The organism is Streptomyces sp. ISL-94 (genome assembly GCF_018614075.1).
Taxonomy (GTDB): domain Bacteria; phylum Actinomycetota; class Actinomycetes; order Streptomycetales; family Streptomycetaceae; genus Streptomyces.
The window spans coordinates 1-22,900 of record NZ_JAGGOZ010000132.1; the positions used below are offsets into that span (position 1 = coordinate 1).

General features: G+C 73.0%; 20 protein-coding genes, 1 pseudogene and 1 riboswitch. Of the genes and pseudogenes, 15 read left to right on the forward strand and 6 right to left on the reverse strand.

Going from position 1 to position 22,900, the window contains the following annotated elements:
* The first annotated feature begins 250 nt into the window (after positions 1-250).
* The 7 genes from J7E94_RS32580 (at position 251) to J7E94_RS32615 (ending at position 10,010) form a co-directional block, all read left to right on the forward strand.
* On the forward strand, positions 251-1,102 hold the full coding sequence (locus tag J7E94_RS32580; RefSeq protein WP_215020438.1) for a LysR substrate-binding domain-containing protein: 852 nt from the start codon (positions 251-253) through the stop codon (positions 1,100-1,102).
* A 529-nt stretch (positions 1,103-1,631) separates the two neighbouring features.
* A complete protein-coding gene (locus J7E94_RS32585; RefSeq protein ID WP_215020439.1) occupies positions 1,632-3,455 on the forward strand; it encodes a long-chain fatty acid--CoA ligase in 1,824 nt (607 codons plus the stop codon).
* A gap of 115 nt (positions 3,456-3,570) precedes the next feature.
* Positions 3,571-4,836: an ABC transporter substrate-binding protein gene (locus tag J7E94_RS32590; RefSeq protein WP_215020440.1), complete on the forward strand. Its 1,266-nt coding sequence runs from the start codon at positions 3,571-3,573 to the stop codon at positions 4,834-4,836.
* Between the two features lie 15 nt (positions 4,837-4,851).
* Positions 4,852-7,839, forward strand: a complete 2,988-nt coding sequence (locus tag J7E94_RS35175) for an ATP-binding cassette domain-containing protein (protein WP_251057575.1) — start codon at positions 4,852-4,854, stop codon at positions 7,837-7,839.
* A complete protein-coding gene (locus J7E94_RS32605) occupies positions 7,836-8,612 on the forward strand; it encodes an ABC transporter ATP-binding protein (RefSeq protein ID WP_215020441.1) in 777 nt (258 codons plus the stop codon). The genes J7E94_RS35175 and J7E94_RS32605 overlap by 4 nt, the downstream gene beginning before the upstream one ends.
* A 116-nt stretch (positions 8,613-8,728) precedes the next feature.
* Complete coding sequence (locus J7E94_RS32610; RefSeq protein WP_308345613.1) at positions 8,729-9,577, forward strand: aldo/keto reductase; 849 nt, start codon at positions 8,729-8,731, stop codon at positions 9,575-9,577.
* Complete coding sequence (locus tag J7E94_RS32615; RefSeq protein ID WP_215020442.1) at positions 9,570-10,010, forward strand: RICIN domain-containing protein; 441 nt, start codon at positions 9,570-9,572, stop codon at positions 10,008-10,010. Before J7E94_RS32610 ends, J7E94_RS32615 begins: the two co-directional genes overlap by 8 nt.
* A gap of 28 nt (positions 10,011-10,038) precedes the next feature.
* On the opposite strand, the gene J7E94_RS32620 is transcribed toward J7E94_RS32615, so the two are convergent.
* Together J7E94_RS32620 and J7E94_RS32625 are read right to left on the reverse strand one after the other, a co-directional pair.
* Positions 10,039-10,785, reverse strand: coding sequence for a class I SAM-dependent methyltransferase (locus tag J7E94_RS32620; protein ID WP_215020460.1), 747 nt, complete (start codon positions 10,783-10,785; stop codon positions 10,039-10,041).
* A gap of 29 nt (positions 10,786-10,814) precedes the next feature.
* Positions 10,815-11,120: a 4a-hydroxytetrahydrobiopterin dehydratase gene (locus tag J7E94_RS32625; RefSeq protein ID WP_215020443.1), complete on the reverse strand. Its 306-nt coding sequence runs from the start codon at positions 11,118-11,120 to the stop codon at positions 10,815-10,817.
* A 193-nt stretch (positions 11,121-11,313) separates the two neighbouring features.
* Here J7E94_RS32625 and J7E94_RS32630 point away from each other — a divergent pair, with 193 nt between their 5' ends.
* Positions 11,314-13,146 carry an FAD-dependent oxidoreductase gene (locus J7E94_RS32630; protein ID WP_215020444.1) on the forward strand — a complete coding sequence of 611 codons (1,833 nt, stop codon included), beginning with the start codon at positions 11,314-11,316 and terminating at the stop codon, positions 13,144-13,146.
* Positions 13,147-13,170: 24 nt separating this feature from the next.
* Positions 13,171-13,965 (forward strand): helix-turn-helix domain-containing protein, encoded by a 795-nt coding sequence (locus J7E94_RS32635; protein WP_215020445.1) that lies wholly within the window; start codon positions 13,171-13,173, stop codon positions 13,963-13,965.
* Here J7E94_RS32635 and J7E94_RS32640 read toward each other — a convergent pair.
* Complete coding sequence (locus tag J7E94_RS32640) at positions 13,951-14,367, reverse strand: hypothetical protein (protein ID WP_215020446.1); 417 nt, start codon at positions 14,365-14,367, stop codon at positions 13,951-13,953. The genes J7E94_RS32635 and J7E94_RS32640 overlap by 15 nt on opposite strands.
* Before the next feature lie 293 nt (positions 14,368-14,660).
* Between J7E94_RS32640 and J7E94_RS32645 the strand changes: the two genes are divergently transcribed.
* The 4 genes from J7E94_RS32645 (at position 14,661) to J7E94_RS32660 (ending at position 18,932) form a co-directional block, all read left to right on the forward strand.
* On the forward strand, positions 14,661-15,653 hold the full coding sequence (locus J7E94_RS32645) for a hypothetical protein (protein WP_215020447.1): 993 nt from the start codon (positions 14,661-14,663) through the stop codon (positions 15,651-15,653).
* A complete protein-coding gene (locus J7E94_RS32650; RefSeq protein ID WP_215020448.1) occupies positions 15,650-16,240 on the forward strand; it encodes a toxin-antitoxin system, toxin component in 591 nt (196 codons plus the stop codon). Before J7E94_RS32645 ends, J7E94_RS32650 begins: the two co-directional genes overlap by 4 nt.
* 71 nt (positions 16,241-16,311) lie before the next feature.
* Positions 16,312-17,763, forward strand: a complete 1,452-nt coding sequence (locus tag J7E94_RS32655; RefSeq protein ID WP_215020449.1) for an NAD(P)/FAD-dependent oxidoreductase — start codon at positions 16,312-16,314, stop codon at positions 17,761-17,763.
* Positions 17,760-18,932 (forward strand): MAB_1171c family putative transporter, encoded by a 1,173-nt coding sequence (locus tag J7E94_RS32660; protein ID WP_215020450.1) that lies wholly within the window; start codon positions 17,760-17,762, stop codon positions 18,930-18,932. The genes J7E94_RS32655 and J7E94_RS32660 overlap by 4 nt, the downstream gene beginning before the upstream one ends.
* Before the next feature lie 70 nt (positions 18,933-19,002).
* Here J7E94_RS32660 and J7E94_RS32665 read toward each other — a convergent pair whose 3' ends face one another.
* Positions 19,003-19,848: a bifunctional 5,10-methylenetetrahydrofolate dehydrogenase/5,10-methenyltetrahydrofolate cyclohydrolase gene (locus J7E94_RS32665; RefSeq protein ID WP_215020461.1), complete on the reverse strand. Its 846-nt coding sequence runs from the start codon at positions 19,846-19,848 to the stop codon at positions 19,003-19,005.
* 51 nt (positions 19,849-19,899) lie between these two features.
* A riboswitch (ZMP/ZTP riboswitch) is annotated at positions 19,900-20,002 on the reverse strand.
* A gap of 263 nt (positions 20,003-20,265) precedes the next feature.
* On the opposite strand from J7E94_RS32665, the pseudogene J7E94_RS35180 reads away from it, so the two are divergent.
* Together J7E94_RS35180 and J7E94_RS32670 are read left to right on the forward strand one after the other, a co-directional pair.
* A pseudogene (locus tag J7E94_RS35180) lies at positions 20,266-20,489 on the forward strand (hypothetical protein); the annotation flags it as partial.
* 137 nt (positions 20,490-20,626) lie between these two features.
* The gene (locus J7E94_RS32670) at positions 20,627-22,222 is read left to right on the forward strand and encodes an RNA polymerase sigma factor (protein WP_215020451.1); all 1,596 of its coding nucleotides are present in this window, start codon (positions 20,627-20,629) and stop codon (positions 22,220-22,222) included.
* Here J7E94_RS32670 and J7E94_RS32675 read toward each other — a convergent pair.
* The gene (locus J7E94_RS32675; RefSeq protein ID WP_374224527.1) at positions 22,219-22,407 is read right to left on the reverse strand and encodes a hypothetical protein; all 189 of its coding nucleotides are present in this window, start codon (positions 22,405-22,407) and stop codon (positions 22,219-22,221) included. The two genes, J7E94_RS32670 and J7E94_RS32675, sit on opposite strands and share 4 nt — an antisense overlap.
* Before the next feature lie 38 nt (positions 22,408-22,445).
* Complete coding sequence (locus J7E94_RS32680) at positions 22,446-22,895, reverse strand: SRPBCC family protein (protein WP_215020452.1); 450 nt, start codon at positions 22,893-22,895, stop codon at positions 22,446-22,448.
* Positions 22,896-22,900 lie beyond the last annotated feature (5 nt).

Consider the following 22,900-nt stretch of genomic DNA (forward strand, 5'->3'; position numbering starts at 1 on the left):
GCGGGGGGGGGGGGGGGGGGGGCGGGGGGGGGGGGGCGGGGGGGGGGGGGGGGGGGGGGGGGTGCGGGGGGGGGGGGGGGGGGGGGGGGGGGGGGGGGGGGGGGGGGGTGCGCGCGGTGTGGTGGGGGGGGGGGGGGGGGGGGGGGTGGGGTCTCCTCTTTCATGGTCGGGGGTGGGCGGTGATCGGGAAACCTGTACACCGTGCTGACTGCCATCACGGATCCCGATGAGCGCGGCTAGGGTGAGGGGTATGTACGACCCTGTCCAGTTGCGTACGTTCCTCACGGTGGCCCAGACGCTGAGCTTCACCCAGGCCGCGGGGCGCCTCGGCGTCCGGCAGTCGACGGTCAGCCAGCACGTGCGGCGGCTGGAGGAGGCGACGGGGCGGCCGCTGTTCGTACGCGATACGCACAGCGTGGAGCTGACGGAGGACGGCGAGGCGCTGCTGGGGTTCGCGCGGACGATCCTGGAGGCGCACGAGCGGGCGGCGGCCTTCTTCGCGGGGACGCGGCTGCGGGGACGGCTGCGGTTCGGGGCCTCGGAGGACTTCGTGCTGACGCGGCTGCCGGAGATCCTGGAGGGCTTCCGGCACGAGCATCCCGAGGTGGACCTGGAGCTGTCGGTGGAGCTGTCGGGGACGCTGCACGAGCGGCTGGACGCGGGGCGGCTCGACCTGGTGCTGGCGAAGCGGAGGGGACCGGGGGACGAGCGGGGGCGGCTGGTCTGGCGGGACCGGATGGTGTGGATCGGGGCGGAGGGGCTGCGGGTGGACCCGGAGCGACCGGTTCCGCTGATTGTCTTCCCGCCGCCGGGGATCACGCGGGCGCGGGCGCTCGAGGTGCTGGAGCGGGAGGGGCGGGCGTGGCGGATCGCGTGCACGAGCGGGAGCCTGAGCGGGCTGATCGCGGCGGCTCGGGCGGGGCTGGGGGTGATGGCGCACACGCGGGGGCTGATTCCGCCGGGGCTGGTACGGGTCGGCGGGCTGCCGGAGCTGGGGCCGGTGGAGTTCGCGCTGCTGCAGGGGCGGAGGCCGACGGCTGCCGCCGGGGCGTTGGCCGCGGCCGTTCTTGCCGGGGGCGACCGGCTCAGCCGTCCGGCCTGACCGGCCTTGGCCGGCGGGCACCTGGCAGGCGCCGGGCCGGGCGGCGCGGGCACCTGTGCCGGGCGGGCCGACCGGCCTGCCGGTGGGGGCCGCCGCTGCGCGGAGTCTTCTCCCCCACCCCGCCCCTTCCCGAAACCGGGGCTCCGCCCCGGACCCCTAAGGCGCTCCGCGCCCGCGCCTCAAACGCCGGCGAGGCTGGGGTGCGCCCCTCCCCGGTGCGCGTGTGCGGGTACAGGACCGGGGGCTCCGCCCCGGACCCCGCGCCTCAAACGCCGGCGAGGCTGGGGGTGCCCCGCGCGTCAAAGGTCGCCGGCTGGACGGCGCGGGCCACATTCAGACCCGCCGGCGTTTGAGGCGCGGGGGGTGGGGCAGAGCCCACGCGGCGGAGATGTCGGGCCGGCGGGGCGGGAGGGTCGGGCAGCCGTGGGCGCCGGGCCGCTGGGGAGGTCTTGTGGAGGTATCCGGAGGCTGATCGACCGCCCCGGCCCCTGAGGTACGTTCGCCGCGGTGCGCGGAGAGGAGCGGGGCCTTGCGCGAGATCACCGTCCCACCCGTCGTCACGGGCCTGCCCGTCGGCGGGCTGGCCGACGTCGTGTTCCGGTACGCACAGGAGGATCCGGGCCGGGTCGTCCTCGGCCGGAAGACCGACGGGGTCTGGCGGGACGTGACCTCCGGGCAGCTCGCCGCCGAGGTGCTCGCGCTCGCCAAGGGGCTGCTCGCCCAAGGGGTGCGGTTCGGGGACCGGGTCGCGCTCATGTCCCGTACCCGGTACGAGTGGACGCTCTTCGACTTCGCCCTGTGGGCGATCGGCGCCCAGCCCGTCCCCGTCTATCCGACCTCCTCCGCCGACCAGGTGCACTGGATCCTGTACGACTCCGGGTGCACGGCCTGCGTCGTCGAGAACGAGGACCAGGCCATGACCGTGGGCTCGGTCATCGACCGGCTCCCCCACCTGCGCCTGCTGTGGCAGCTCGACGCCGGCGCCGTGGAAGGGCTCGTCGCCGACGGGCTCGGCGTCGCCGAAGACGTCGTGCACCGCCATCGCGGGGCCGTGACCCCCGATGCGACCGCCACCGTTATCTACACCTCCGGGACCACCGGCCGGCCCAAGGGCTGTGTGCTCACCCACGCCCATTTCATGTTCGAGGCCGACACCATGGTGAGCCGCTGGGAGTCGGTCTTCCAGGCGGGTCCCGGCGAGCAGCCGTCGACCCTGCTCTTCCTGCCGCTGGCCCACGTGTTCGGGCGGATGGTGGAGGTGGCCGCCGTCCGGGCGCGAGTCAAGCTGGGGCATCAGCCGGTGCTGGCCGCAGCCGAGTTGCTGCCGGACCTCGCCGCGTTCCGGCCGACCTTCGTGCTCGGGGTCCCGTACGTCTTCGAGAAGGTCTTCGCCGCCGCCCGCCGCAAGGCCGAGGCGGAGGGGCGTACGGGTCCCTTCGACCGGGCGGTGGAGGCGGCCGTACGGTACGCCGAGGCGCGCGAGCGGAAGGCCTTCGGCATCGGGCCGGGCCCCTCGGCGGGGCTGCGGATGGAGCACCAGTTCTTCGAGAAGCTCGTCTACGGGAAGGTCCGCGAGGCCATGGGCGGCCGGGTGCGGTACGCCATGTCGGGCGGGTCCGCGATGTCGCGCCGCCTCGGCCTGTTCTTCGACGGCGCCGGCATCACGATCTTCGAGGGCTACGGGCTGACGGAGTCGTGCGCGGCGGCCACCGCGAACCCGCCGGGGGCGACGAAGTACGGCACGGTCGGCCCGCCGATCCCGGGCGGCACGGTGCACATCGCGGAGGACGGGGAGGTCTGGCTGCACGGCGGCCACATCTTCTCGGGCTACCTCAACGACCCGCGCGGCACGGAGGCGGTGCTGCGCGGCGGCTGGCTGGCGACCGGGGACCTGGGGCGGCTGGACGAGGACGGCTACCTCACCATCACCGGCCGCAAGAAGGAGATCCTGGTGACCTCCAACGGCAAGAGCGTCGCGCCGACCGCGCTGGAGGAGCGGGTGCGCTCGCATCCGCTGGTGTCGCAGTGCGTACTGGTGGGCAATGACCGGCCCTACATAGCGGCCCTGCTCACCCTGGACATGGACGGGATCGCGCACTGGCTGTCGATGCGCGGGCGTCCGCAGCTGCCGGCGGCCGATCTGGTGCACGACCCGGACCTGACGGCGGAGGTCCGCCGGGCGGTGGTGGCCGCCAACACCCTGGTCTCCCAGGCGGAGGCGATCCGCACGTTCCGGGTGCTCGCCGAGCAGTTCACGGAGGAGCGGGGGCTGCTCACGCCCTCCCTGAAACTCAAGCGCCGGGTGATCGAGAAGGTGTACGCGAGGGAGGTCGCGGCCCTGTACGAGTCGTGAGCGCGACCGGCGCTCCGTCCATCTGACGACACGTCACTTCACTGCGCGGTTGATATTGACGATCCGTCAGGTCGCGCACAGACTGCGAGGATTCCGACCGGAGGGGATCCCCGACATGTTGCGACCGATCCGCACCCTGGCCGCCGCGGCGGCGGCCCTCGCGCTCGTCTCCGCCTGCAACTCCGCCTCCCACCACACCGACCCCGGCGGAAAGCCCGGTCCGGCCGGCGACTCCCGCGGGGTGACCGCCGACTCCATCAAGGTCGGCGGCATCGTCTCGATGACGAGCGCCGGCGGCTACAGCAAGAAGGACACCGACCTCGGCGCCAAGGCCCGGTACCTCAGAGCCAACGCCGAGGGAGGCATCCACGGTCGCAGGATCGACTACCTCGGCGCGGAGGACGACGGCCAGGACCCCGCGAAGAACATGGCGGCCGCCCGCAAACTCGTCCAGCAGGACAAGGTCTTCGCGGTCTCCCCCATGAGCTCGGTGACCTTCTCGGGCGCCGACTTCCTGGAGCAGGAGAAGGTCCCCACCTTCGGCTGGGGCACGCTGCCCTCCTTCTGCGGACCCAAGTACATCTACGGCTTCAACGGCTGCCTGGTCCCCACCCCCGGCGGCACCCTCAACCAGACCTGGCCCGAGGGCATCGGCGCGGTCCTCGGCGGGGCGCAGGGCAAGTCGGTCGCGATCATCGCGAACGACAGCGACGCCGGGAAGTTCGGCATCCGCACCTTCCAGCAGGGCTTCACCAGCGCCGGTTTCACGGTCTCCTACGCCAAGGCCTCCGTGCCCGGCACCGCCGTGCCGAGCGACTGGTCCGCGTACGTGAAGGACATCCTGCAGAGCAACGGCGGCAAGGCGCCCGACGCCGTCGTCTCGGTCATGCAGACCCCCAACAACATCGGGCTGTTCACCGCGCTCAAGCGCAGCGGCTACAAGGGGCTGCTCTCCGACCCGACCGACTACGACCCCGGGCTGCTCGCCAAGGACGCCACCAAGCAGGCGCTCGACGGAGTGCACGTGCTGCTCCAGTTCGAGCCCTTCGAGTCGGACAGCCCGGAGATGGCCCGGTTCAAGGCCGACATCAAGGCCGCGGCGGGCGGTCAGGAAGTCCCGCTCAGCCTGCACATGATGACCGGGTACATGTCCGCCGACCTGTTCGTTTCCATCGCGCAGAAGGCGGGCAAGGACCTGACCGTCGAGTCCTTCCAGGCCGCCGCACAGGGCTTCTCCGACACCGCCACGCTCGTCGGCGACCGGGCGGAGCCCAAGGGGCAGAAGGACAGCTTCGGCTGCGGGGCACTCGTACAGCTGAAGGACGGGGCGTACGGGGTCTCCGTCCCGTTCAAGTGCTACGAGCCCATCCCCTTCAAGTAGGGGTGGGGTGACGGGATGGGAGATCTGCTCGTCTTCGTACTGAGCGGTCTGGTCTCCGGAGCCCTGTACGCACTGCTCGCCACCGGGCTGGTGCTGTCGTACTCGGCGTCCGGACTGTTCAACTTCGCGCACGGGGCCACCGCCTACCTGTGCGCGCTCACCTTCTACGAGCTGCACTCGGGCCTGGGCTGGCCGGCCGTCCCGGCGGCGCTGCTGGTGGTGTGCGTCCTGGCCCCCGGGCTCGGCTGGGGGCTGGACCGGCTGATGTTCCGGCGGCTCGCCAAGGTCGGCGAGACGGCGCAGATCGTGGCGACCATCGGGCTGCTGGTGGCACTGCCCGCCGCCGGGCTGTGGGCGGTGGAGCTGCTGGTGGACGCGGGCGCGCCGGTCAAGCCCGCGGAGAACCAGTTCGGGCTGCCGGGGGTGGGGCCGAGCCCCGCGCGGTCCTGGCAGCTCGCGGAGGGCGTCGGTATCGACTCCGACCAGCTGATCACCTGGGTGGTGACGGCGGTGGTGGCGGTGGCCCTGTGGGTGCTGATGCGGCACACGCGGCTCGGGCTGCAGCTGCGGGCCGCCGTCGACAACCGCGCGCTGACCGAGCTGCGCGGGATCAGCGCGGACCGGCTGTCCTCGGTGGCCTGGATGATCGCGTCGGAACTGGCCGGGCTGGCGGGTGTGCTCGCGACCCCGCTGCTGGGGCTGTCCGCGCACGACTTCACCCTCTTCCTGTTCGTCTCGGCGACGGCGGCGGTCATCGGGCGCTTCGCGTCCGTGCCGCTCGCCTTCGCGGGCGGACTGGGGCTCGGGGTCCTGCAGAACCTGGTCGCCGGATACGCGTCCTTCGCCGAAGGCATCACGGGGTTCCGTACGGCGGTGCCGTTCCTGATCCTCTTCGGGGGCCTGCTGGTGCTGACACGGCGGGCCCGGACGGCGGGGGTCGCGGCGGTGGACACCCCGCCGGTGGACCATCTGGCCGGGGCGCCGTGGGCGCGGCGGTGGGGGGTGTGGGCGGTTGCCGCGGCGGTGCTGTGCGCCGCGTTCTACACCGTGGCCACCCCCTTCTGGAGCGGTCTGCTGGCGCAGGGCCTGGCCATCTCGCTGGTGTTCATGTCCTTCACGGTGGTGACGGGGCTGGGAGCGATGGTGTCGCTGGCCCAGGGCACCTTCGTGACCGGGGCCGCGCTGGTGGCCGGGCTGCTCATGAGCCGGGGCTGGCCGTTCGTGGCGGCGCTGGCCGTCGGGACGTGCGCGGCGGCTCTGCTGGGGGCGCTGGTCGCGCTGCCGGCGCTGCGGCTGGGCGGGCGGTCCCTGGCACTGGCCACGCTGGCGCTGGCGTTCCTGGCCGACCAGGTGCTGTTCCAGCTGCGCTGGCTGCGGAACGGGGACTCCGGATGGTCGGTCCCGCGGCCGGTCTTCGGGCCGGTGGACCTGACCGACGACCGGGCGCTGGGGGTGGCGCTGGTGGTCCTGGTCGCCCTGTGCGCCGCCGGACTGAGCGCGCTGCGGAACTCCCCGTCGGGGCGGGCGATGCTGGCCGTGCGGTCGGCCCCGGCGGCGGCGATGGCATCGGGGGTGTCCGTACTGCGGACGAAGCTGCTGCTGTTCACGCTGTCGGCGGGGCTGGCCGGGTTCGGGGGCGTGATGTACGCGTCGTTCAACACCCGGATCACGGCGACGGACTTCACGGCGATGACGGGGCTGGTGTGGCTGGCGGTGGTCGTGGCGGCGGGTGTGCGGCGGCCGGCGTACGCGGTGGTGGCGGGGCTGGTGTTCGCCGTCGCGCCGCGGCTGCTGTCGGACTACGTGACGTCGTCCGCCCACCTGCCGGTGATCCTGTTCGGCCTGGCGGGGTTGGCCTTGGCCAACGATCCGGACGGGTACTGCGCGGCCGTGCCGGTGCGGTGGGCGCGGCGGCGGGCCGGGGCCGGGGCCGGCGGCCCTGCGGGGCTTTCCCCCACCCCGCCCCTTCCCGAAACTGTGGGCTCCGCCCCCAGCCCCCTGCCCCGGGGCTCCGCCCCGGACCCGGCGGGGGCTCCGCCCCCGGACCCCCGCGCCTCAAACGCCGGCGAGGCTGAAAGATGCCGCGCAGCAGCATCTTCAGCCCGCCCGGCGCTTGAGGGCACGGGCGCGCAGCGCACGTACGGGGTCCGGGGCGGAGCCCCGGCCTTTCAGCCCCGTCGGCGCTTGAGGCGCGGGGTCTGGGGCGGAGCCCCGGTTACGGGACGGGGCGGGGTGGGGGAAAGCCCTGCAGGGCCCGACCCCGCTGCGCGACCCGACCCGGCAGGGCCGGGCGCCGCCGCGCGTCCCGGCGGGCCCGCCCTGGAGCTGCGCGGTATCACCGCCGGCTACGACGGCGGGCTCGTGCTGCACGGGGTCGATCTGGCCGTGCGGAAGGGGGAGATCCTCGCCGTGCTCGGGCCGAACGGGGCCGGGAAGACCACCGCGTGCCGGGTGGCCGCCGGACTCCTGCCCGCCGCGAGCGGAGCGGTCCTCGTACGCGGGCGCGACGCCACCCGCGACGGGCCCGTCCGCCGGTCGCGGGCCGGGGTGCTGCTCGCCCCCGAAGGGCGGGGGATCTTCCCTGCGCTCACCATCGAGGAGAACCTGGCGCTGTACCTCCGGGAGCCCGACGCCCGGAGCGCCGTCTACGACCGGTTCCCCCGGCTCGGGGAGCGGCGCGCGGTGGCCTCGGGGGCGCTGTCCGGCGGGGAGCAGCAGATGCTGGCGCTGGCCCCGCTGCTCCAGCGGCCGCCCGAGGTGCTGATCGCCGACGAGCCCTCGCTCGGGCTGGCCCCGCGCGTCGTGGAGGAGGTGTACGCGCTGCTCACCGAACTCCGCGACGCCGGGACCGCGCTGCTGCTGGTGGAGGAGAAGGCGGCGGAGATCCTCGGGATCGCCGACACCGTCGCGTACCTCTCCCAGGGCCGGGTCTCCTGGTGCGGCCCGCGGGCCGAGGTGGAGGCGGACCGGCTCACCGAGGCCTACCTGGGGATGGCGACATGAGCGGCGGCGGATACGTGCTCCAGGCGAGCGGCATCAGCGTCCGGTTCGGCGGGGTCCGGGCGCTGACCGGGGTGGACCTCGGGATCAGGGCGGGCGAGGTGTGCGGGCTGATCGGCCCGAACGGGGCCGGGAAGACCACCCTGTTCGACGTGCTGTCCGGGATCCGCCGGCCCGACGGGGGGCGGATGCTGCTCGACGGGGCGGACATCACCCGCCGCTCCCCCGTCTGGCGGGCCCGGCACGGGATGCGCCGGACCTTCCAGCGCCAGCAGCTGTTCGGCCAGCTGAGCGTGGCCGACAACGTGCTGGTGGCGCAGGAGTGGCGTGGCGGCGGGGGTGGGCTCGCCGCCGATCTGCTCGCCTTCCCGGCGCGGCGGTCCCGGGAGCGGGCGCGCCGGGAGCGCGGCGAGCGGGTGCTGGCCGACTGCGGGATCGGCGCGCTGGGGACGGCGTACGCCGGCGGACTGCCCGTCGGTCAGGGCCGGATGGTGGAACTGGCCCGCGCGGTGGCCGATCCGCCGCGGGTACTGCTGCTGGACGAACCGGCGTCCGGCATGTCGGCGCCGGAGCGCGGGCAGCTCGCCGCGGTGGTCCGGCGGCTGGCACAGGAGGAGGGCTGCGCAGTGCTGCTGGTGGAGCACAACGTGGCGTTCGTGATGGACCTCTGCACGCGCGTGGTCGTACTGGACCTCGGAAGGGTGCTCGCCGAGGGCACGGCCGCGGAGGTGCGGGCGGACCCGCTGGTGCGGGAGGCATATCTCGGGGCCAGCTGAGGGCCGCCTCGGATGGCGCGCGGATCGCGACGCGAGGGCGGGAATACGTCGCGCGGGGGGCCGGTTGTGGCCCCTCGTACGATGCCGCACCACGATCCGAGGGAACGAAACCAGACGTGAACCAGGTCCCCACCGTCACGCTCAACAACGGCACGCACATGCCCCGGCTCGGCTTCGGCGTCTGGCAGGTTCCGGACGCGGAGGCCGAGCGGGCCGTGGCGACCGCGCTGGAGGCGGGCTACCGCAGCATCGACACGGCGGCCGTCTACGGCAACGAGGGCGGCACGGGCAAGGGCATCGCCGCCTCCGGGATCGCCCGCGAGGAGCTGTTCGTCACCACCAAGCTGTGGAACGGGCCTTCACGGAAGTGGGGCCGGGACGCGGTGCTCCGCGCCTTCGACGACTCGCTCGCCCGGCTGGGCCTCGACCACATCGACCTGTACCTGATCCACTGGCCGCGCCCGATGCGCGACGACTTCGTCTCCATCTGGCAGGCGTTCGAGGAGATCGCGGCGAGCGGCCGCGCCAAGGCGGTCGGCGTGTCGAACTTCCGTCCGGCGGACCTGGAGCGGCTCGCTGCCGAGAGCCCGCTGGTCCCGGCCGTCAACCAGATCGAGCTGCACCCGCTGTTCCCGCAGGCCGAGCTGCGCGCCGTACACGCCGAGCGCGGGATCGCCACCGAGGCCTGGTCCCCGCTGGGCCAGGGCAAGGGGCTGCTGACGCTCCCGGAGGTGGCCGCGATCGCCGCCCGGCACGGCCGCAGTGCCGCGCAGGTGGTGCTGCGCTGGCACCTCCAGCTCGGGAACATCGCGATCCCCAAGTCCGTGACCCCGGCGCGCATCCGGGAGAACCTGGACGTGTTCGGCTTCGAGCTGGACGCCGCCGACATGGCCGCCCTGGACGCCCTCGGCGCGGGCGCGGCGGCCCGCCGGATCGGGCCGGACCCGGCCGTGTTCGATGTCTGAGGCGCGCGTGAACCTTCCGGAGGGGATCTACCGGATCCGCAACGCGGACAGCGGGCTGGTGCTCCAGCTCGAAGGCGCCTCCCGGGTACGCGTGGGGCCCGACGGGCCGCCCGCGCCGGTGGCCGCCCGGCGCTGGCGGATCTCGCCGGTCCACAGCGGCGGCGGGATCTTCCACGTGGTGAGCGAGGACAACGGCCGGCGCCTGGACGTCGCGAACGCCTCAGTGGACAGCGGCGCCCGGGTGCAGGTGTGGCGTGCCAACGCCTTCGGCGCGCAGGAATGGCTGGTCGAGGAGCACCTGGACGATCCGGGGGTCGTCTCTCTGGTCGCGTGCATCAGCGGCCTGCTGCTGGAGACGGACGGGGAGGGCCGGGCCCGGCAGGGCGAGGACACCGACTCGCCGTCCCAGTGGTGGCGGCTGGAGCCGGCCTGACCTCGGACCGCCCGGAACCGGCCTGAACTCAGACACCACCCCGGCTCCGTACGAAGCCGCGCAGTCGGTACGTCGGCTCCGGGCGCGGGACGTCCTGGTCTGGCAGCAGCTCCAGCCGGGCCGCCAGTTCCGCCGCGGTGATGCCGCGCGGGATGACGCGCGAGGCGTACTGTCCCGCCAGCAGGGCCCGGGCGGCGCCGCGCGGGCTGCGGCCCTGGCCGTGCCCCGTGAAGCGGGCCTCGTCGGCGGGGCGCAGGCCCGCCCGCACCGCGAGGGCCTCGACCTCCCCGGAGGCGTCCGAGGGGGTCGGGGTCAGGTGCGCGGCGAAGACGGCGTCGATGTCGCTGCCGACGTCGTGGGCGGAGTCCTTGTCCACGGTGGTGACGAAGACCCCGCCGGGCCGCAGCACCCGCGCGGCCTCGGCGATCACCGCCGGCACCAGGCCCGGTCCGCGCAGCAGGTGCAGCAGCCACACCGCGCTCACCGCGTCGAGCGAGCCCGACCGCACCGGCAGCCGGGTCGCGTCGGCGAGGGCGACCGGGACGCCGCGCCGCAGGGCCATGGAGGCCATGCCGTGGGAGGCATCGGCGCCCACGACGCGCAGTCCGGGTCGGGTCAGCCGGGTGGTGACGATGCCCGTGCCGCAGCCCAGGTCGAGGAGGGTGCTCGCGTGGGGCGGGAGCAGGCCGAGGACCGCCGCGGCGGCGGCCTCGGCGCGCGGGGCGCCGCCGCGGGTGGCGTCGTAGGCCTCGGCCTCCGCGTCGTAGTCGAGCAGGGGTTTCGCGCTCGGTATGTGTGGGGGCATCAGCTCGCGCCGTGCGCGGGGGCGAGGGATTCGACGCGCTCGGCGAGGGCGAAGTCCCGCTCGGTCACCACGCCTCCGGCGTCGTGGCTGTTCACCGAGAGCCGGACCGTGTCGTAGCCGAGCGTCAGGTCGGAGTGGTGGTTCAACTCGTCCTGAACGGCGGCGATATGGGTGACCAGGGCGCTGGCCGCGAAGTGCGTGCCCAGCCGGTAGGTACGGAAGATCCGGTCGTCCTCGAAGGCCCAGCCGGGGAGTTCCCGCAACCGGTCCTCGATCTCCTTCTGCGACAGCGGCTCACTCGGCATGTACCGGCTCCTTTTCCCCGTGACGTGGAGTCAAGTTTCCCACAGTGCGCCGGAGCGAACCTTTCGCGCCATAGTGCGCTCGGGTACTTGTCCAGCCTTCCGTGCCCATCGCGCCCCCCTTATGCTCCTGCGCCGGACGTGACTGTTACCAACGGTAACCGCTCACCGGAAACCACTGACCAGGGGGTACGGAATGACACGCACCGGAGCGCCGGGCACCGGCAGTTCCCGGCGTACGTTCATCGCGGGCGCGGGCGCGGCGGCCACCGCGGGGGCGCTGACGGCCGCCGGGGCCGGGGCCGCGGCCGCCCCCGCGGCCGCGGCCGCGGCCACCGCGGGCACTCCGGGCGGCGCGGCCCCCGGGAACGGCCGCCGTGTCGCGGTCCTCGGGGGCGGGGTGGCCGGCCTGACCGCGGCGCACGAACTCGCCGAGCGCGGCTACGCGGTCACCGTGTACGAGCGCCGCGCGCTCGGCGGCAAGGCCCGCAGCATGGACGTGCCCGGCAGCGCGCGCGGCGGCCGCCGCCCGCTGCCCGCCGAGCACGGTTTCCGCTTCATCCCCGGCATCTACCACAACCTCCCGGACACGATGCGGCGCATCCCGTTCCCCGGGAACGCGAACGGCGTGTGGGACAACCTCGTCGCCCCGCGCGAGATGATGTTCGCCCGGGCGGGCGGCCGCGAGGACCTGCGCGCACCCATCCCCTGGCCCGAGCACTCCCCCGCCGAGCTGACGCCGGAGGAGCTCCGCCGCGCCCTCACCGGGATCCTCCAGTCACTGGTCCGGCTCCCGCTCCACGAGACGGCGTACTTCGTCGAGCGGGCGCTCGTCTTCCTGACCAGCTGCGACGAGCGGCGCAACGAGGTCTGGGAGCGGACGCCGTGGTGGGAGTTCACCCGGGCCGCGCAGATGTCGAGCGAGTACCAGCGCATCCTCGCCATCGGCATCACCCGCAACATCGTGGCGACCAAGGCCGAAGAGGCCTCCACCCGTACGGTCGGCGCCCTCGGCGAGGCCTTCGTCTTCAACCTGCTGGGCCGCGGCGCGGACGGCCCTCCGGACCGGATCCTCAACCTGCCGACCAACGAGGCGTGGATCGACCCGTGGGAGGCCCATCTGCGCTCGCTCGGCGTCGAGTTCAGAATCGGCTGGACGGTACGGGAGGTGCAGTACGGGAACGGCCGGGTGAGCGGGGTCGTCGTCCTGGACCCGGCGGGCGCCCGGCAGACGGTCACCGCCGACCACTACGTCTCGGCCCTGCCGGTCGAGCACGCCCGCCGCACCTGGAGCGCGGGGCTGCGGGCCGCCGATCCGATGCTGGGGCGCTGCGACGAGCTGCAGACCGACTGGATGACCGGGATCCAGTTCTACCTCACCGAGCGGGCGCCGCTGGTGCACGGCCACCTCAACTGCATCGACTCGCCGTGGTCGTTGACGGCGATCCAGCAGGCCGAGCACTGGCCCGCCCGGAACTTCCCCGCCGACTACGGGGACGGCTCGGCCGTCGACTGCCTGTCGGTGGACATCTCTGAGTGGGACAAGCCCGGGATCCTCTACGGGAAGACGGCCAAGCAGTGCACCCGCGAGGAGGTGGCGCGCGAGGTGTGGGCGCAGCTGAAGGCCTCCCTCAACGACACGGGGAAGACCCTGCTGAGCGACTCGGCCCTGCACTCCTGGTTCCTGGACCCCGGCGTGGACGGGCTGGGCACCCCCCACCCCACCAACCAGGACGAGCTGCTGATCCACCCGACCGGTACCTTCCACAACCGGCCGAGCGCGGGCACCCGTATCCCCAACTTCTTCCTCAGCGGGGACTACGTGGCGGTCGACATCGACCTGGCGACGATGGAGGGCGCCAACGCCTCCGCCCGCGCGGCCGTCAACTCCCTCCTGGACCGGGACGGTTCAGCGGCGTCGCGGTGCGCGATCCGGCCGCTCTACCGGGCGCCGGAGGTCGAGTCCGCGAAGCGACACGACCTGTGGCGCTACCGCCTCGGCCTGCGGAACGTGTTCGACCTGGGATGACCCGGTTCGACTAACGTCGTGCGCATGACGACTGCCATCCCGACCGTGGGCTCCTTGCTGCGCACCTGGCGCGAGCGGCGCGGCATCAGCCAGCTGGAACTGGCGGGCCGCGCCGACTCCTCTTCCCGGCACATCAGCTTCATCGAGACGGGCCGGTCCCGGCCGAGCGAGGAGATGGTGCTGAAACTCGCCGAACACCTCGACGTGCCGATGCGGGAGCGCAACTCGCTGCTGTTGTCGGCTGGTTACGCGCCCCGGTATGCGCACACCCCGCTCGACGACCCCTCGATGGGGACGCTGCGGCAGGGCCTGGAGCGGCTGCTGTCGGGCTACGAGCCGTACCCGGCACTGGTCGTGGACGCCACCTACGACGTGATCGCCGCGAACCGGGGCATCCTCATGCTGCTGGACGGCCTGCCCGAGCACCTGCTGGTGCCGCCGCTGAACGCGATGCGCATCACCCTGCATCCGGAGGGCCTGGCGCCCAGGATCCGCAACATCAGGGAGTGGCGGGGCCACCTGCTGGCCCAGATGGAGCGGCAGATCGCGCTGGCCCGGTCCGAGCCGCTGCGCGCGCTGCACGAGGAGGTGTCCGCGTATCCGGTTCCCGACGGTCCGGGAGACGCCGAAGCGGACGAGCCCGTACCGTACTTCGCACTGCCGCTGGTGATCGAACACGACGGGCACGTGCTGTCCTTCGTGTCGTCCATCTCCACCTTCAACACACCGATGGACGTGACCGTCGCCGAGCTGGCCATCGAAACATTGCTCCCGGCCGACCCGGCAACGGTGAAGTACCTGCGTTCACTGAACGGTTGAGCGGAGCGCGAGCTGCTGCGCCACGGCGAAGCCGGCGACGGTGAGGGCCTGCGCCGGGATCCACACGGTCCCGGCGGCGGTCGGCGAGAACCACACGAAGAGCGCGACCAGGCTCAGCACGGCCCAGGCGTAGTTGGTCTCGACCACCGCCTTCACCGCGAACGCGGGCGGCCGGCGCCGTGAGGCGAGCATGCCGACTCCGGCCCCGTACACGGCGAGCAGGACCCCGAGCTCCAGCAGCAGCCCCTGCCCGACCCCCAGCAGCCGCCCGAGCGGCACGGAGAAGGCCACGTAGGCCAGCCCGTTGACCCCGGTCACGACGGCGTCGAGGGCGAGGAACCGGCGCAGCACGGCCTGCGGCCCGGTGGTACGGGCGAGGTTGCCGAGCAGGGTTGCGGACATGGGTGATCAGCCTCCATCGAGGTCGAATGCGCCGGCGGGATACGGGCCCCGAGGCCGAGTGCGCGGCCTCGGAACCCGATGCCTCCACTGTGCCGCCCGGCCTTCAGGGGGTCGATTACCTCCGGGGTCATGCCGGGCACCACGCCCGCAGTCACGGCCGTCGGCATGCCAACCTTTTTTGAGGTGTACGGCAGGAAAGGTGGGGGTTCCCCTGTCCTGTGAGGTGCGGGGGAGCTAGGCTTCGCGGAGCCCGAGTCACTCGAACTCCCTGTCGACTTACGGAGAAGCTGCCGGTGCGAGCCGACGCCCGAACCGACCTCGCTGTGCTCTGGCACCGCGTCGGGGAGTTGTCGGAGCGGTGCGGCCGGGACCCGGGCGAGGTGCTGGCCGTGGAGCGGCTGAGCCATCTGTCCGGGGTCGAACCCGAGCGGGTGCGGCGGGTGGTCGAGGGCACCGCCGCCGAGGTTCCACTGGAGCGGCGCGTGCACCAGCGCTTCCTGCGGCTGCGGGCCACCCGTCGCGACAAGCACGGCCGGGAGTGGCCGCTCGCTGCCATCGCCGACGACTTCGGCGCGCCCGGTGCCTCCCTCGGTCCCCTCAACGCGGGCACCGGGCTGCCGCGGCTGGGCCACGCGGCGGGCGTGCAGTGTTTCTTCGGGGTCTACGCCGGCTTCCTGCTGGCCGACTCCAAGAGTGCCGTGGAACGGGCCCTCGCCCTGTCGGCCGCGACCGGCCCGGACGGTCTGGACGGCCCGGACGGCCTGGAGCACCTCTCGTACCGCACCGGCATGACCCCGAAGGCCATCCGGCTCACCCTCGACGGCAGGCCGCCCCGGCTGCCCCTGAAGGAACAGGTGCACCAGCGGTTCGAGCACCTGCGGCGCACCCGGTTAAGGGAGGACGGGCAGCCCCACTCCCTGGCGGCCATCGCCAAGTCCTTCGACGCGTCCGGGCAGTCGCTGACCCGCCTCGCCCAGGGCGAAGGCCTGCCCAACCTCGCGGCGGCGTCGGGGATCCAGCGCTTCTACGGGGTCGAGGGCGGCTTCCTGCTGGCCGAGGACACCGAGGCGCTCGCCACCGCCCTCACCGGAATCGAGCACGAGCTGGAGTCCGCCGAGAGGGCGGAGGAGAACCCGATGCTGGCCGTGATGCGGGCGCACGACGTCCGCAGCATCGTCACGCGGGCGGGCAGGCTCTCCCCGCGGGGCTGGAGGTCGCTCGCGGACCACCTGGACGACCTGCTGGCACGGGAAGGCCGGCTCGGCCGCGAGGGGGAAGCACCGTGAGGACCACACGGGCGATGCGCAGGCTCGCCGACGACCTGCTCGCCGACGCGGGCCTGACGCCTCCCGCCGATGTCACCTCGATCATCGGCGGTGTGTGCGAGGCGTACGGCCGCCGGCGCGGCGGCGGCCGGAAGGTCGACTTCCGATTCGCTTCCTTCCCTCCCGACACGGCCAGCGGGCTGTGGCTGGAGATGGAGGGGCGCGATCTGCTCGTCATCGAGGAACGCACCCGGCCCGAACACCAACTCGTCATCGCCTGCCACGAGTTGTGGCACGTGGACGAGGGCACCTGCCACCGCCACGGCCCGGGCATGGCGGTGGCCGCGCGGCTGACGGCAGTCCACGGAGACCTCGCCGGGCTGCTGCGCACCGACACCGGGCTGGGCACCGTGATCCGCCAGGCCGCCGCCCGCGCCGACCGCGAGGACCGCGAGGACCCGGCGGAGACCAGGGCCGAGATCTTCGGCCTGCACCTGGGCAAACTCCTCAAGCCGTACCTGCCGCCACCCAGGGCAGAGCAGTTCCCCGAGGCGATCGAGCGCATCAACACCTCGCTCGGCTGGGGGCGTCCCGCGTCACCCCGGTGACCGCCGCCCAGCCGACCGCCGCACCCTTCGCGCCGATGCCTCCGCACGGCCCTGACAGAGAGCACCACACGATGACCCAGTCTTCCCCGCCCCGCCGCCACGCCGTCGTCATCGGCGGCAGCATGTCCGGCCTCCTCGCCGCCGCCGTCCTGGCCGAGCACGCGACGGTCACCGTCATCGACGCGGACACCCTCCCCGACGGCCCGGCGCCGCGCCGCGGCCTGCCCCAGGCCCGGCACGTCCACGTCATGTGGTCCGGCGGGGCGCGCGCCATCGAGGACATCCTGCCCGGCATCACCGAGGAGTGGACGGCGGCGGGCGCGATCCGCCGCAGCCTGCCCGCCGACCTGGTCACCAAGACCGCCCAGGGCTGGATCCCCCGCTTCGGGGAGAAGCAGTTCAACATCTCCTGCAGCCGCGACCTCCTCGACTCGGTGGTCCGCGCCCGGGTGACCGGCCTGAAAGGGGTCACCACCCTCCAGCAGAGCCGGGTCCGCAGCCTGGAGGGCACGGCGGCCCGCGTCACCGGCGTCCGCGTGGACACCCCGGAGGAGGAGGGCAGGCTGGTCCGCGCCGACCTCGTGATCGACGCGAGCGGGCGCGGCTCCCGCGCGCAGACCTGGCTGGCGGAGCTCGGGGTGGGGGGCATCCGGCAGGCCGAGGTCGACTCCGGCCTGGTCTACGCGACCCGGATCTTCGAGGCGCCCGCCGGAGCGCACGCGATGGGCTTCCCCATCGTCAACGTGCAGTCCGACCCGCGCGTGCCCGTACCCGGGCAGACGGCCACCATCGTGCCCATCGAGAACGGCCAGTGGCAGGCCACCCTGTCCGGCACCCGGGGCGGCCAGCCGACCGGCGACCCCGACGCGTTCATCCCGTTCGCCAAGAGCGTCCGGGACCCGATCGTCGGCGAACTCCTGGAGGGGAAGAAGCCCCTCACGGACGTCGCCGTCACCCAGGGCACAGCAAACCGCCGGATCTACTTCGAGAAGGCGGAGCTGCCCGACGGCTTCTTCGCCGTCGGTGACTCGGTCGCCACCTTCAACCCGCTCTACGGGCAGGGCATGACCGTCGCCGCGCAGGGGCTGCTGGCCGTACGCGCCCTGCTCCGCGCCGAGGGCCTCGCCCACCCCGGCTTCGGCCGCGAGGCGCAGCGCGCGCTCGCCCCGCAGGTGGCCACCGCCTGGGAACTCGCCACCTCGCAGGACATCCTCTACCCCGGCGCCACCGGGATGCGGCCGCGGGCCGGGGCCGGGCTCCTCAACGCCTACGTCAGCAGGCTGATGACCGGGGCCACGACCCGGGAGTCGCTCACGGCCGCCTTCCTCCAGGTGATCACCATGAGCAACCCGCCCACGTACTGGCTGCGCCCCTCGGTGGTCTGGCACGTGCTGCGCGCGTCCGACCGGGGCGCGCTGAAGGCGCCGCCGCTCACGGCGGCCGAGCGGGCGGTCGCCGGGCTGGACGCCGCCGGTCCGGCCGGACGGACGGGCCCGGCCGACCCCGTCGGCCAGGTGCGATGACGGACGGCCTCATCCTCTACGGGCCGGGATCGCTGATGGCCCTGACCCTGCTCGTCAAGGCGCCGACGCTGCGCAGATGCTGGGATCAGCCGCTCATGCGGTCCGTGTGCGCGCTGCTCTCCGTCGCCTGCCTCACCGTCTTCCTGGCGGCCCCGCCGTCGATCGCGGCGGTCAACCGCCTGACGGGTGTGGTCAACTTCGCGGCCCCGCTGGTGTTCTGCGCGATCACCGCGTTCTCCGCGACGTGCGTCCTCCTGGTCGTGCACTGGGCCGGCGGGCCGCCGGCCGTGGTGCGGCGGGCCACCCGGCTGACGCTGACCGGCTTCGGCGCCGTCTCGCTGGCGATCGTCACCCTGTTCGTGATCGGCGACGCACCGGTGGAACGGCTGCGGGACCTGGACACGTACTACGCCAATACGCCCTGGATCCGGGAGATGGTCGTCTGCTACCTGCTGGCGCACACCGTGGGCACTTCGGCTCTGACCGTGCTGACCGGGAAGTGGCTGCTGCGCGCCGACCCCTCGCTGCGGCCGCTGCGGACCGGACTGTGCCTGATCATGTGGGGCGGGCTGCTGGACCTGGGCTACATCGCCGTGAAGTGGACCGCGCTGGGCGCCCGCTGGACGGGCCGCGACTGGGACACCCTGTCCACCGACACGGCGCCCCCGCTGGCCGCGGCGGCGGCCCTGCTCGTGGCCTCCGGGTTCATCGCTCCGCTGGTGGGCGGGTCGGCGGCCTGGCGGGACTTCAGGCAGTACCGGCGGCTGCACCCGCTGTGGAAGGCGCTGCGGGGCTTCGCGGCGTCGAGCGTACGGACGGTGCCGCTGGCGTGGTGGTCGCCGGTGGGGATCCGGCTGATCCACCGCGAGTCGGTCATCGACGACGGGATCCTGGCGCTGGCCGGCTGGTTCGACCCCGAGGTGCGCCGCGCCGCGTACGAGGCCGCGCGCGGCCAGGGCCTGAGCGAGGCGCGGGCGGCGGTGGTGGCGGATGCTGCGGTGCTGGCCTCGGCCTGCGGGCGCAGGGCGGCGGCCGGACCGGGGCATCCGGACCCGGGGCATCCGGACCCGTACCGCATGGGCTGCCGGTCGCTGGGCGCGCTGGCCCGGGAGTTCCGCCACTCCCCGATCGTCGCGACCGCCCGCCGGTCCGCCACCGCACAGGCCTGACGGCCCACGGCGAACGCCCCGGGCCCGAAGGCCCGGGGCGTTCGCCGTGCGGGGACGCGTGCGGCGCCGCTCAGAGGTCCGCGAGCTCCAGCCCGGCCTGCGCGGCGGCGGCCTGCACGGTCTGCTCCAGCAGGACCGCGATGGTCATCGGGCCGACACCACCCGGTACGGGCGTGATCAGCGAGGCGCGGGCGGCGGCCGACTCGAAGTGGACGTCGCCGACGTTGCCCTCGTTGTAGCCGGCGTCCAGGACCACGGCGCCCGGCTTGATGTCCTCGCCCCGGATGAACTCGGCCTTGCCGACGGCGGCGACCAGCACGTCCGCCTGCCGCACGATCGAGGGCAGGTCCTGCGTACGGGAGTGGCAGTAGGTGACGGTGGCGTTCTGCTCCAGCAGCAGCATCCCGGCCGGCTTGCCCAGGATCGCGCTGCGGCCGACGACCACGGCGTGCTTGCCGGTCAGGTCCACGTCGTAGGCGGCGAGCAGCCGCATGATGCCGCCGGGAGTGCAGGAGACGAAGCCCGGCAGTCCGAAGCCCATGGCGGCGAAGGAGTGCATGGTGACCCCGTCGACGTCCTTGCCCGGGGCGATGGCCTCGAAGGCGGCGCGCTCGTCGACGTGGTGCGGGACGGGGTGCTGGAGCAGGATGCCGCTGACCTCGGGGTCCTCGGAGAGCGCGGTGAGGGCGGCCACCAGCTCCTCGGTGGTGGTCTCGGCCGGCAGCTCCACGTGGCGGGAGGTGATCCCGGCCTTGGCGCAACGGTTCTGCTTCATGCGTACGTACGTCACGGACGCGGGGTCCTCGCCGACCAGCACGGTCGCGAGGCAGGGTGCGCTACCTGTGCGCTCGGTGATCTTCGCCGCGAGGGCGGCGGTCTCCTCGGAAATGCGGCGCGCGAGGGCGGTGCCGTCCATCAGCTGGGCAGTGGCAGTCGTCACGGGGTCTCCTGAACGTCGCTGCGGATCGCGGTTCGCCCAGGCGCGCGGCAGTCGACGTACGGGAAGGTGCGCCGTACACCGGGCCGCTCCCCGGTGGTGATCCACCCGAACGCCAGTCACGGCCCGCCGCCCAGTGTAGTCGACTCATCCGGTGGATGACCGGCGTCCGACCTGGGACGATTACTCGCCCACATCGGAGGCTTCATCGGAGCGCCGCAGCTGCCCTGCTAGAGTTGGAACCTGCGCCAGCGATAACCAAGTTGGCAACATCCGGCAGGTCACTGACCCGCCCGGCGGTCGGGAGGACCGTCGCACGGACGGACGTAAGAGCCGTCAAACCCTTCGGAGTGATCCAGAAGGGAATCTCCCGCCCTCGGGCGGGAGAGAGCTTCATTCCTCCGGAAGGTTATCTGGGCAGTGCCCGGCTTCAGGGTCGGGCAGCACCGGGACCGGTTACGTGAGCTCCACGAACAGACCGCACGGAAGGGCCGTCCGTGGCGTACAGCACCCGTATCCTCATCGAAGCCCGCAAAACGGGCTGGCAGCGGGCGGACGGATCCACGCCGGATCGGTTGCGCGGCCACAGCGTGGCGCAGGTCACTCAATTCAGCGCGTAACGAATCGACTCGGGCATGCGATGAACCGACAGGTGTCCTCGCGCGGCCCGGAATACAGACCCCCCTCGGGTCTGTTTCCCAAGTTCGCGCGATGATGTCCCGCCCACCCTTAATCTGTTCGCAACGAGAGGCTCCTTGTGTCGCTCAGCCCGTCCCGTACGTTCCCTCCGGAGATCGCCGAATCGGAGGCCCTGGTCGCGCTCGTCGAGCGCGGCCGCGAGCAGGGTCACATCAACGGTGACGACGTGCGCCAGGCCTTCGAGGCCGGCCGCATCCCGGTGGACCAGTGGAAGCGGGTCCTGCGCAGCCTGAACCAGGTCCTGGACGAGGAGGGTGTCGCCCTTCACGTCAGCGCCGCCCCCGCCACCAAGGCTGCCGCCAAGAAGCCCCGCAAGGCGGCTGCCGCCCCTGCCCGCACCGTGGCCAAGAAGGCCGCCGCCGCGCCGCGCCCCATCGGTGCGCGCAAGACGGCCGCCACGGGCGTGACCACGACCACGACCACCGCTGCGGCGATATCCGCACCGTCGGCCGGCTCCGTCGAGGACGAGGTGACGGCCGAGGCCGCCGCCGAGCCGAAGAAGCGGACGGTCAAGAAGACCGCCACCGCGAAGAAGACCGCCACCAAGAAGACGGCGGCGAAGAAGGCCGGCGCCAAGGACGCCGACGAGGCCGAGGCCCCCGTGGCCGTGGGCGAGGACTGGGCGGCCGAGGACCTCGCCGACGAGGCCGAGGAGGGGACCCCCAAGGCCGGCGGCACGCAGGGCTTCGTCCTGTCCGACGACGACGAGGACGACGCCCCGGCGCAGACGGTCATGGTGGCCGGCGCCACCGCCGACCCCGTCAAGGACTACCTCAAGCTCATCGGCAAGGTGCCGCTCCTCAACGCCGAGCAGGAGGTCGAGCTCGCCAAGCGCATCGAGGCGGGCCTGTTCTCCGAGTACAAGCTCGAAGAGGAGGAGGACCACAAGCCCGCCTTCAAGCGCGAGCTGGAGATCCTCGTCGAGGACGGGCGCCGCGCCAAGAACCACCTGCTGGAGGCCAACCTCCGTCTCGTGGTCTCCCTGGCCAAGCGCTACACGGGCCGCGGCATGCTCTTCCTGGACCTGATCCAGGAGGGCAACGTCGGCCTGATCCGCGCCGTGGAGAAGTTCGACTACACCAAGGGCTTCAAGTTCTCCACGTACGCGACCTGGTGGATCCGGCAGGCGATCACGCGTGCCATGGCCGACCAGTCGCGCACCATCCGCATCCCCGTCCACATGGTCGAGATCATCAACAAGCTCGCCCGCGTGCAGCGCCAGATGCTCCAGGACCTCGGCCGGGAGCCCACTCCGGAGGAGCTGGGCAAGGAGCTCGACATGACCCCTGAGAAGGTCATCGAGGTCCAGAAGTACGGCCGCGAGCCGATCTCCCTGCACACCCCGCTGGGTGAGGAGGGCGACAGCGAGTTCGGTGACCTCATCGAGGACTCCGAGGCGGTCGTGCCCGCGGACGCGGTCTCCTTCACCTTCCTCCAGGAGCAGCTCCAGTCGATCCTGGGCACGCTCTCCGAGCGCGAGGCGGGCGTGGTCTCCATGCGCTACGGCCTCAACGACGGCCAGCCGAAGACCCTGGACGAGATCGGCCGCGTGTACGGGGTCACCCGTGAGCGCATCCGCCAGATCGAGTCCAAGACCATGTCGAAGCTGCGCCACCCGTCGCGTTCGCAGGTGCTGCGCGACTACCTCGACTAAACCGTCGAGGCCCTCAGGCCGGTCGGAAGACCGGGCCCCTCGGGTGTGAACGGCAGGGAGGCACCCTGCGGAACCGGATAGGCGTGTTCGCGCCGGATCCGCAGGGTGTCGCACCGCCCGTCCGTGATCACCAGCACTGGGGCTCCGGCCGGGAAGTCCTCCGCCCGCTGGAGGCGTGGGCGCACCACGCGCCCCTGGGCACCCGGTTTCTCATGCCCCGGAATCAGCGCGGGGAGTGCTCCAGCAGGTGCTTGAGCTTCTCCTCGCTGCGCGGCATCTCCTTGCGGAGCATGGGCTTGACCACGAGCGGGACGAGGCCCCTGCCCACGCCGTGGCCCTCGAAGTCGACGGACAGCGTGACGCGTGAGCGGGTTCCGTCGCCGAGGGGTTCGATCCTGCCCCGTACGTCCGGCCGGACCGGCCCGTCGACGCCGTGGAGGTGCCAGCTGCGCGGCGGGTCGAGTTCCGTGAACTCCACCGTCGAGGGGATCCTCCGCCTGCCTATCTGCCGGGTGATGAGGACCCGCGACCCGACGTGGACCGGGAGGTCGCCCATGGGAACGGCGGACACGGCGCTGGCCTGCCACTCCGGCAGGTGCGTGGGGTCCGTCACGTAGGCGTAGACGTCCTCGGGGCTGCGTTCGATTTCGATGGTGTTGCTGATCGCGGACATGGCGA

Excerpts from the sequence above, each read along its gene's own strand:
- J7E94_RS32605 (WP_215020441.1), top strand. The coding sequence starts at position 7,836 with ATGAGCGGCGGCGGATACGTGCTCCAGGCGAGCGGCATCAGCGTCCGG.
- J7E94_RS35175 (WP_251057575.1), top strand. The coding sequence starts at position 4,852 with ATGGGAGATCTGCTCGTCTTCGTACTGAGCGGTCTGGTCTCCGGAGCC.
- J7E94_RS32580 (WP_215020438.1), top strand. The coding sequence starts at position 251 with ATGTACGACCCTGTCCAGTTGCGTACGTTCCTCACGGTGGCCCAGACG.
- J7E94_RS32660 (WP_215020450.1), top strand. The coding sequence starts at position 17,760 with ATGACGGACGGCCTCATCCTCTACGGGCCGGGATCGCTGATGGCCCTG.
- J7E94_RS32635 (WP_215020445.1), top strand. The coding sequence starts at position 13,171 with ATGACGACTGCCATCCCGACCGTGGGCTCCTTGCTGCGCACCTGGCGC.
- J7E94_RS32665 (WP_215020461.1), bottom strand. The coding sequence starts at position 19,848 with ATGGACGGCACCGCCCTCGCGCGCCGCATTTCCGAGGAGACCGCCGCC.
- J7E94_RS32640 (WP_215020446.1), bottom strand. The coding sequence starts at position 14,367 with ATGTCCGCAACCCTGCTCGGCAACCTCGCCCGTACCACCGGGCCGCAG.
- J7E94_RS32680 (WP_215020452.1), bottom strand. The coding sequence starts at position 22,895 with ATGTCCGCGATCAGCAACACCATCGAAATCGAACGCAGCCCCGAGGAC.
- J7E94_RS32625 (WP_215020443.1), bottom strand. The coding sequence starts at position 11,120 with ATGCCGAGTGAGCCGCTGTCGCAGAAGGAGATCGAGGACCGGTTGCGG.
- J7E94_RS32615 (WP_215020442.1), top strand. The coding sequence starts at position 9,570 with ATGTCTGAGGCGCGCGTGAACCTTCCGGAGGGGATCTACCGGATCCGC.
- J7E94_RS32630 (WP_215020444.1), top strand. The coding sequence starts at position 11,314 with ATGACACGCACCGGAGCGCCGGGCACCGGCAGTTCCCGGCGTACGTTC.
- J7E94_RS32590 (WP_215020440.1), top strand. The coding sequence starts at position 3,571 with ATGTTGCGACCGATCCGCACCCTGGCCGCCGCGGCGGCGGCCCTCGCG.
- J7E94_RS32655 (WP_215020449.1), top strand. The coding sequence starts at position 16,312 with ATGACCCAGTCTTCCCCGCCCCGCCGCCACGCCGTCGTCATCGGCGGC.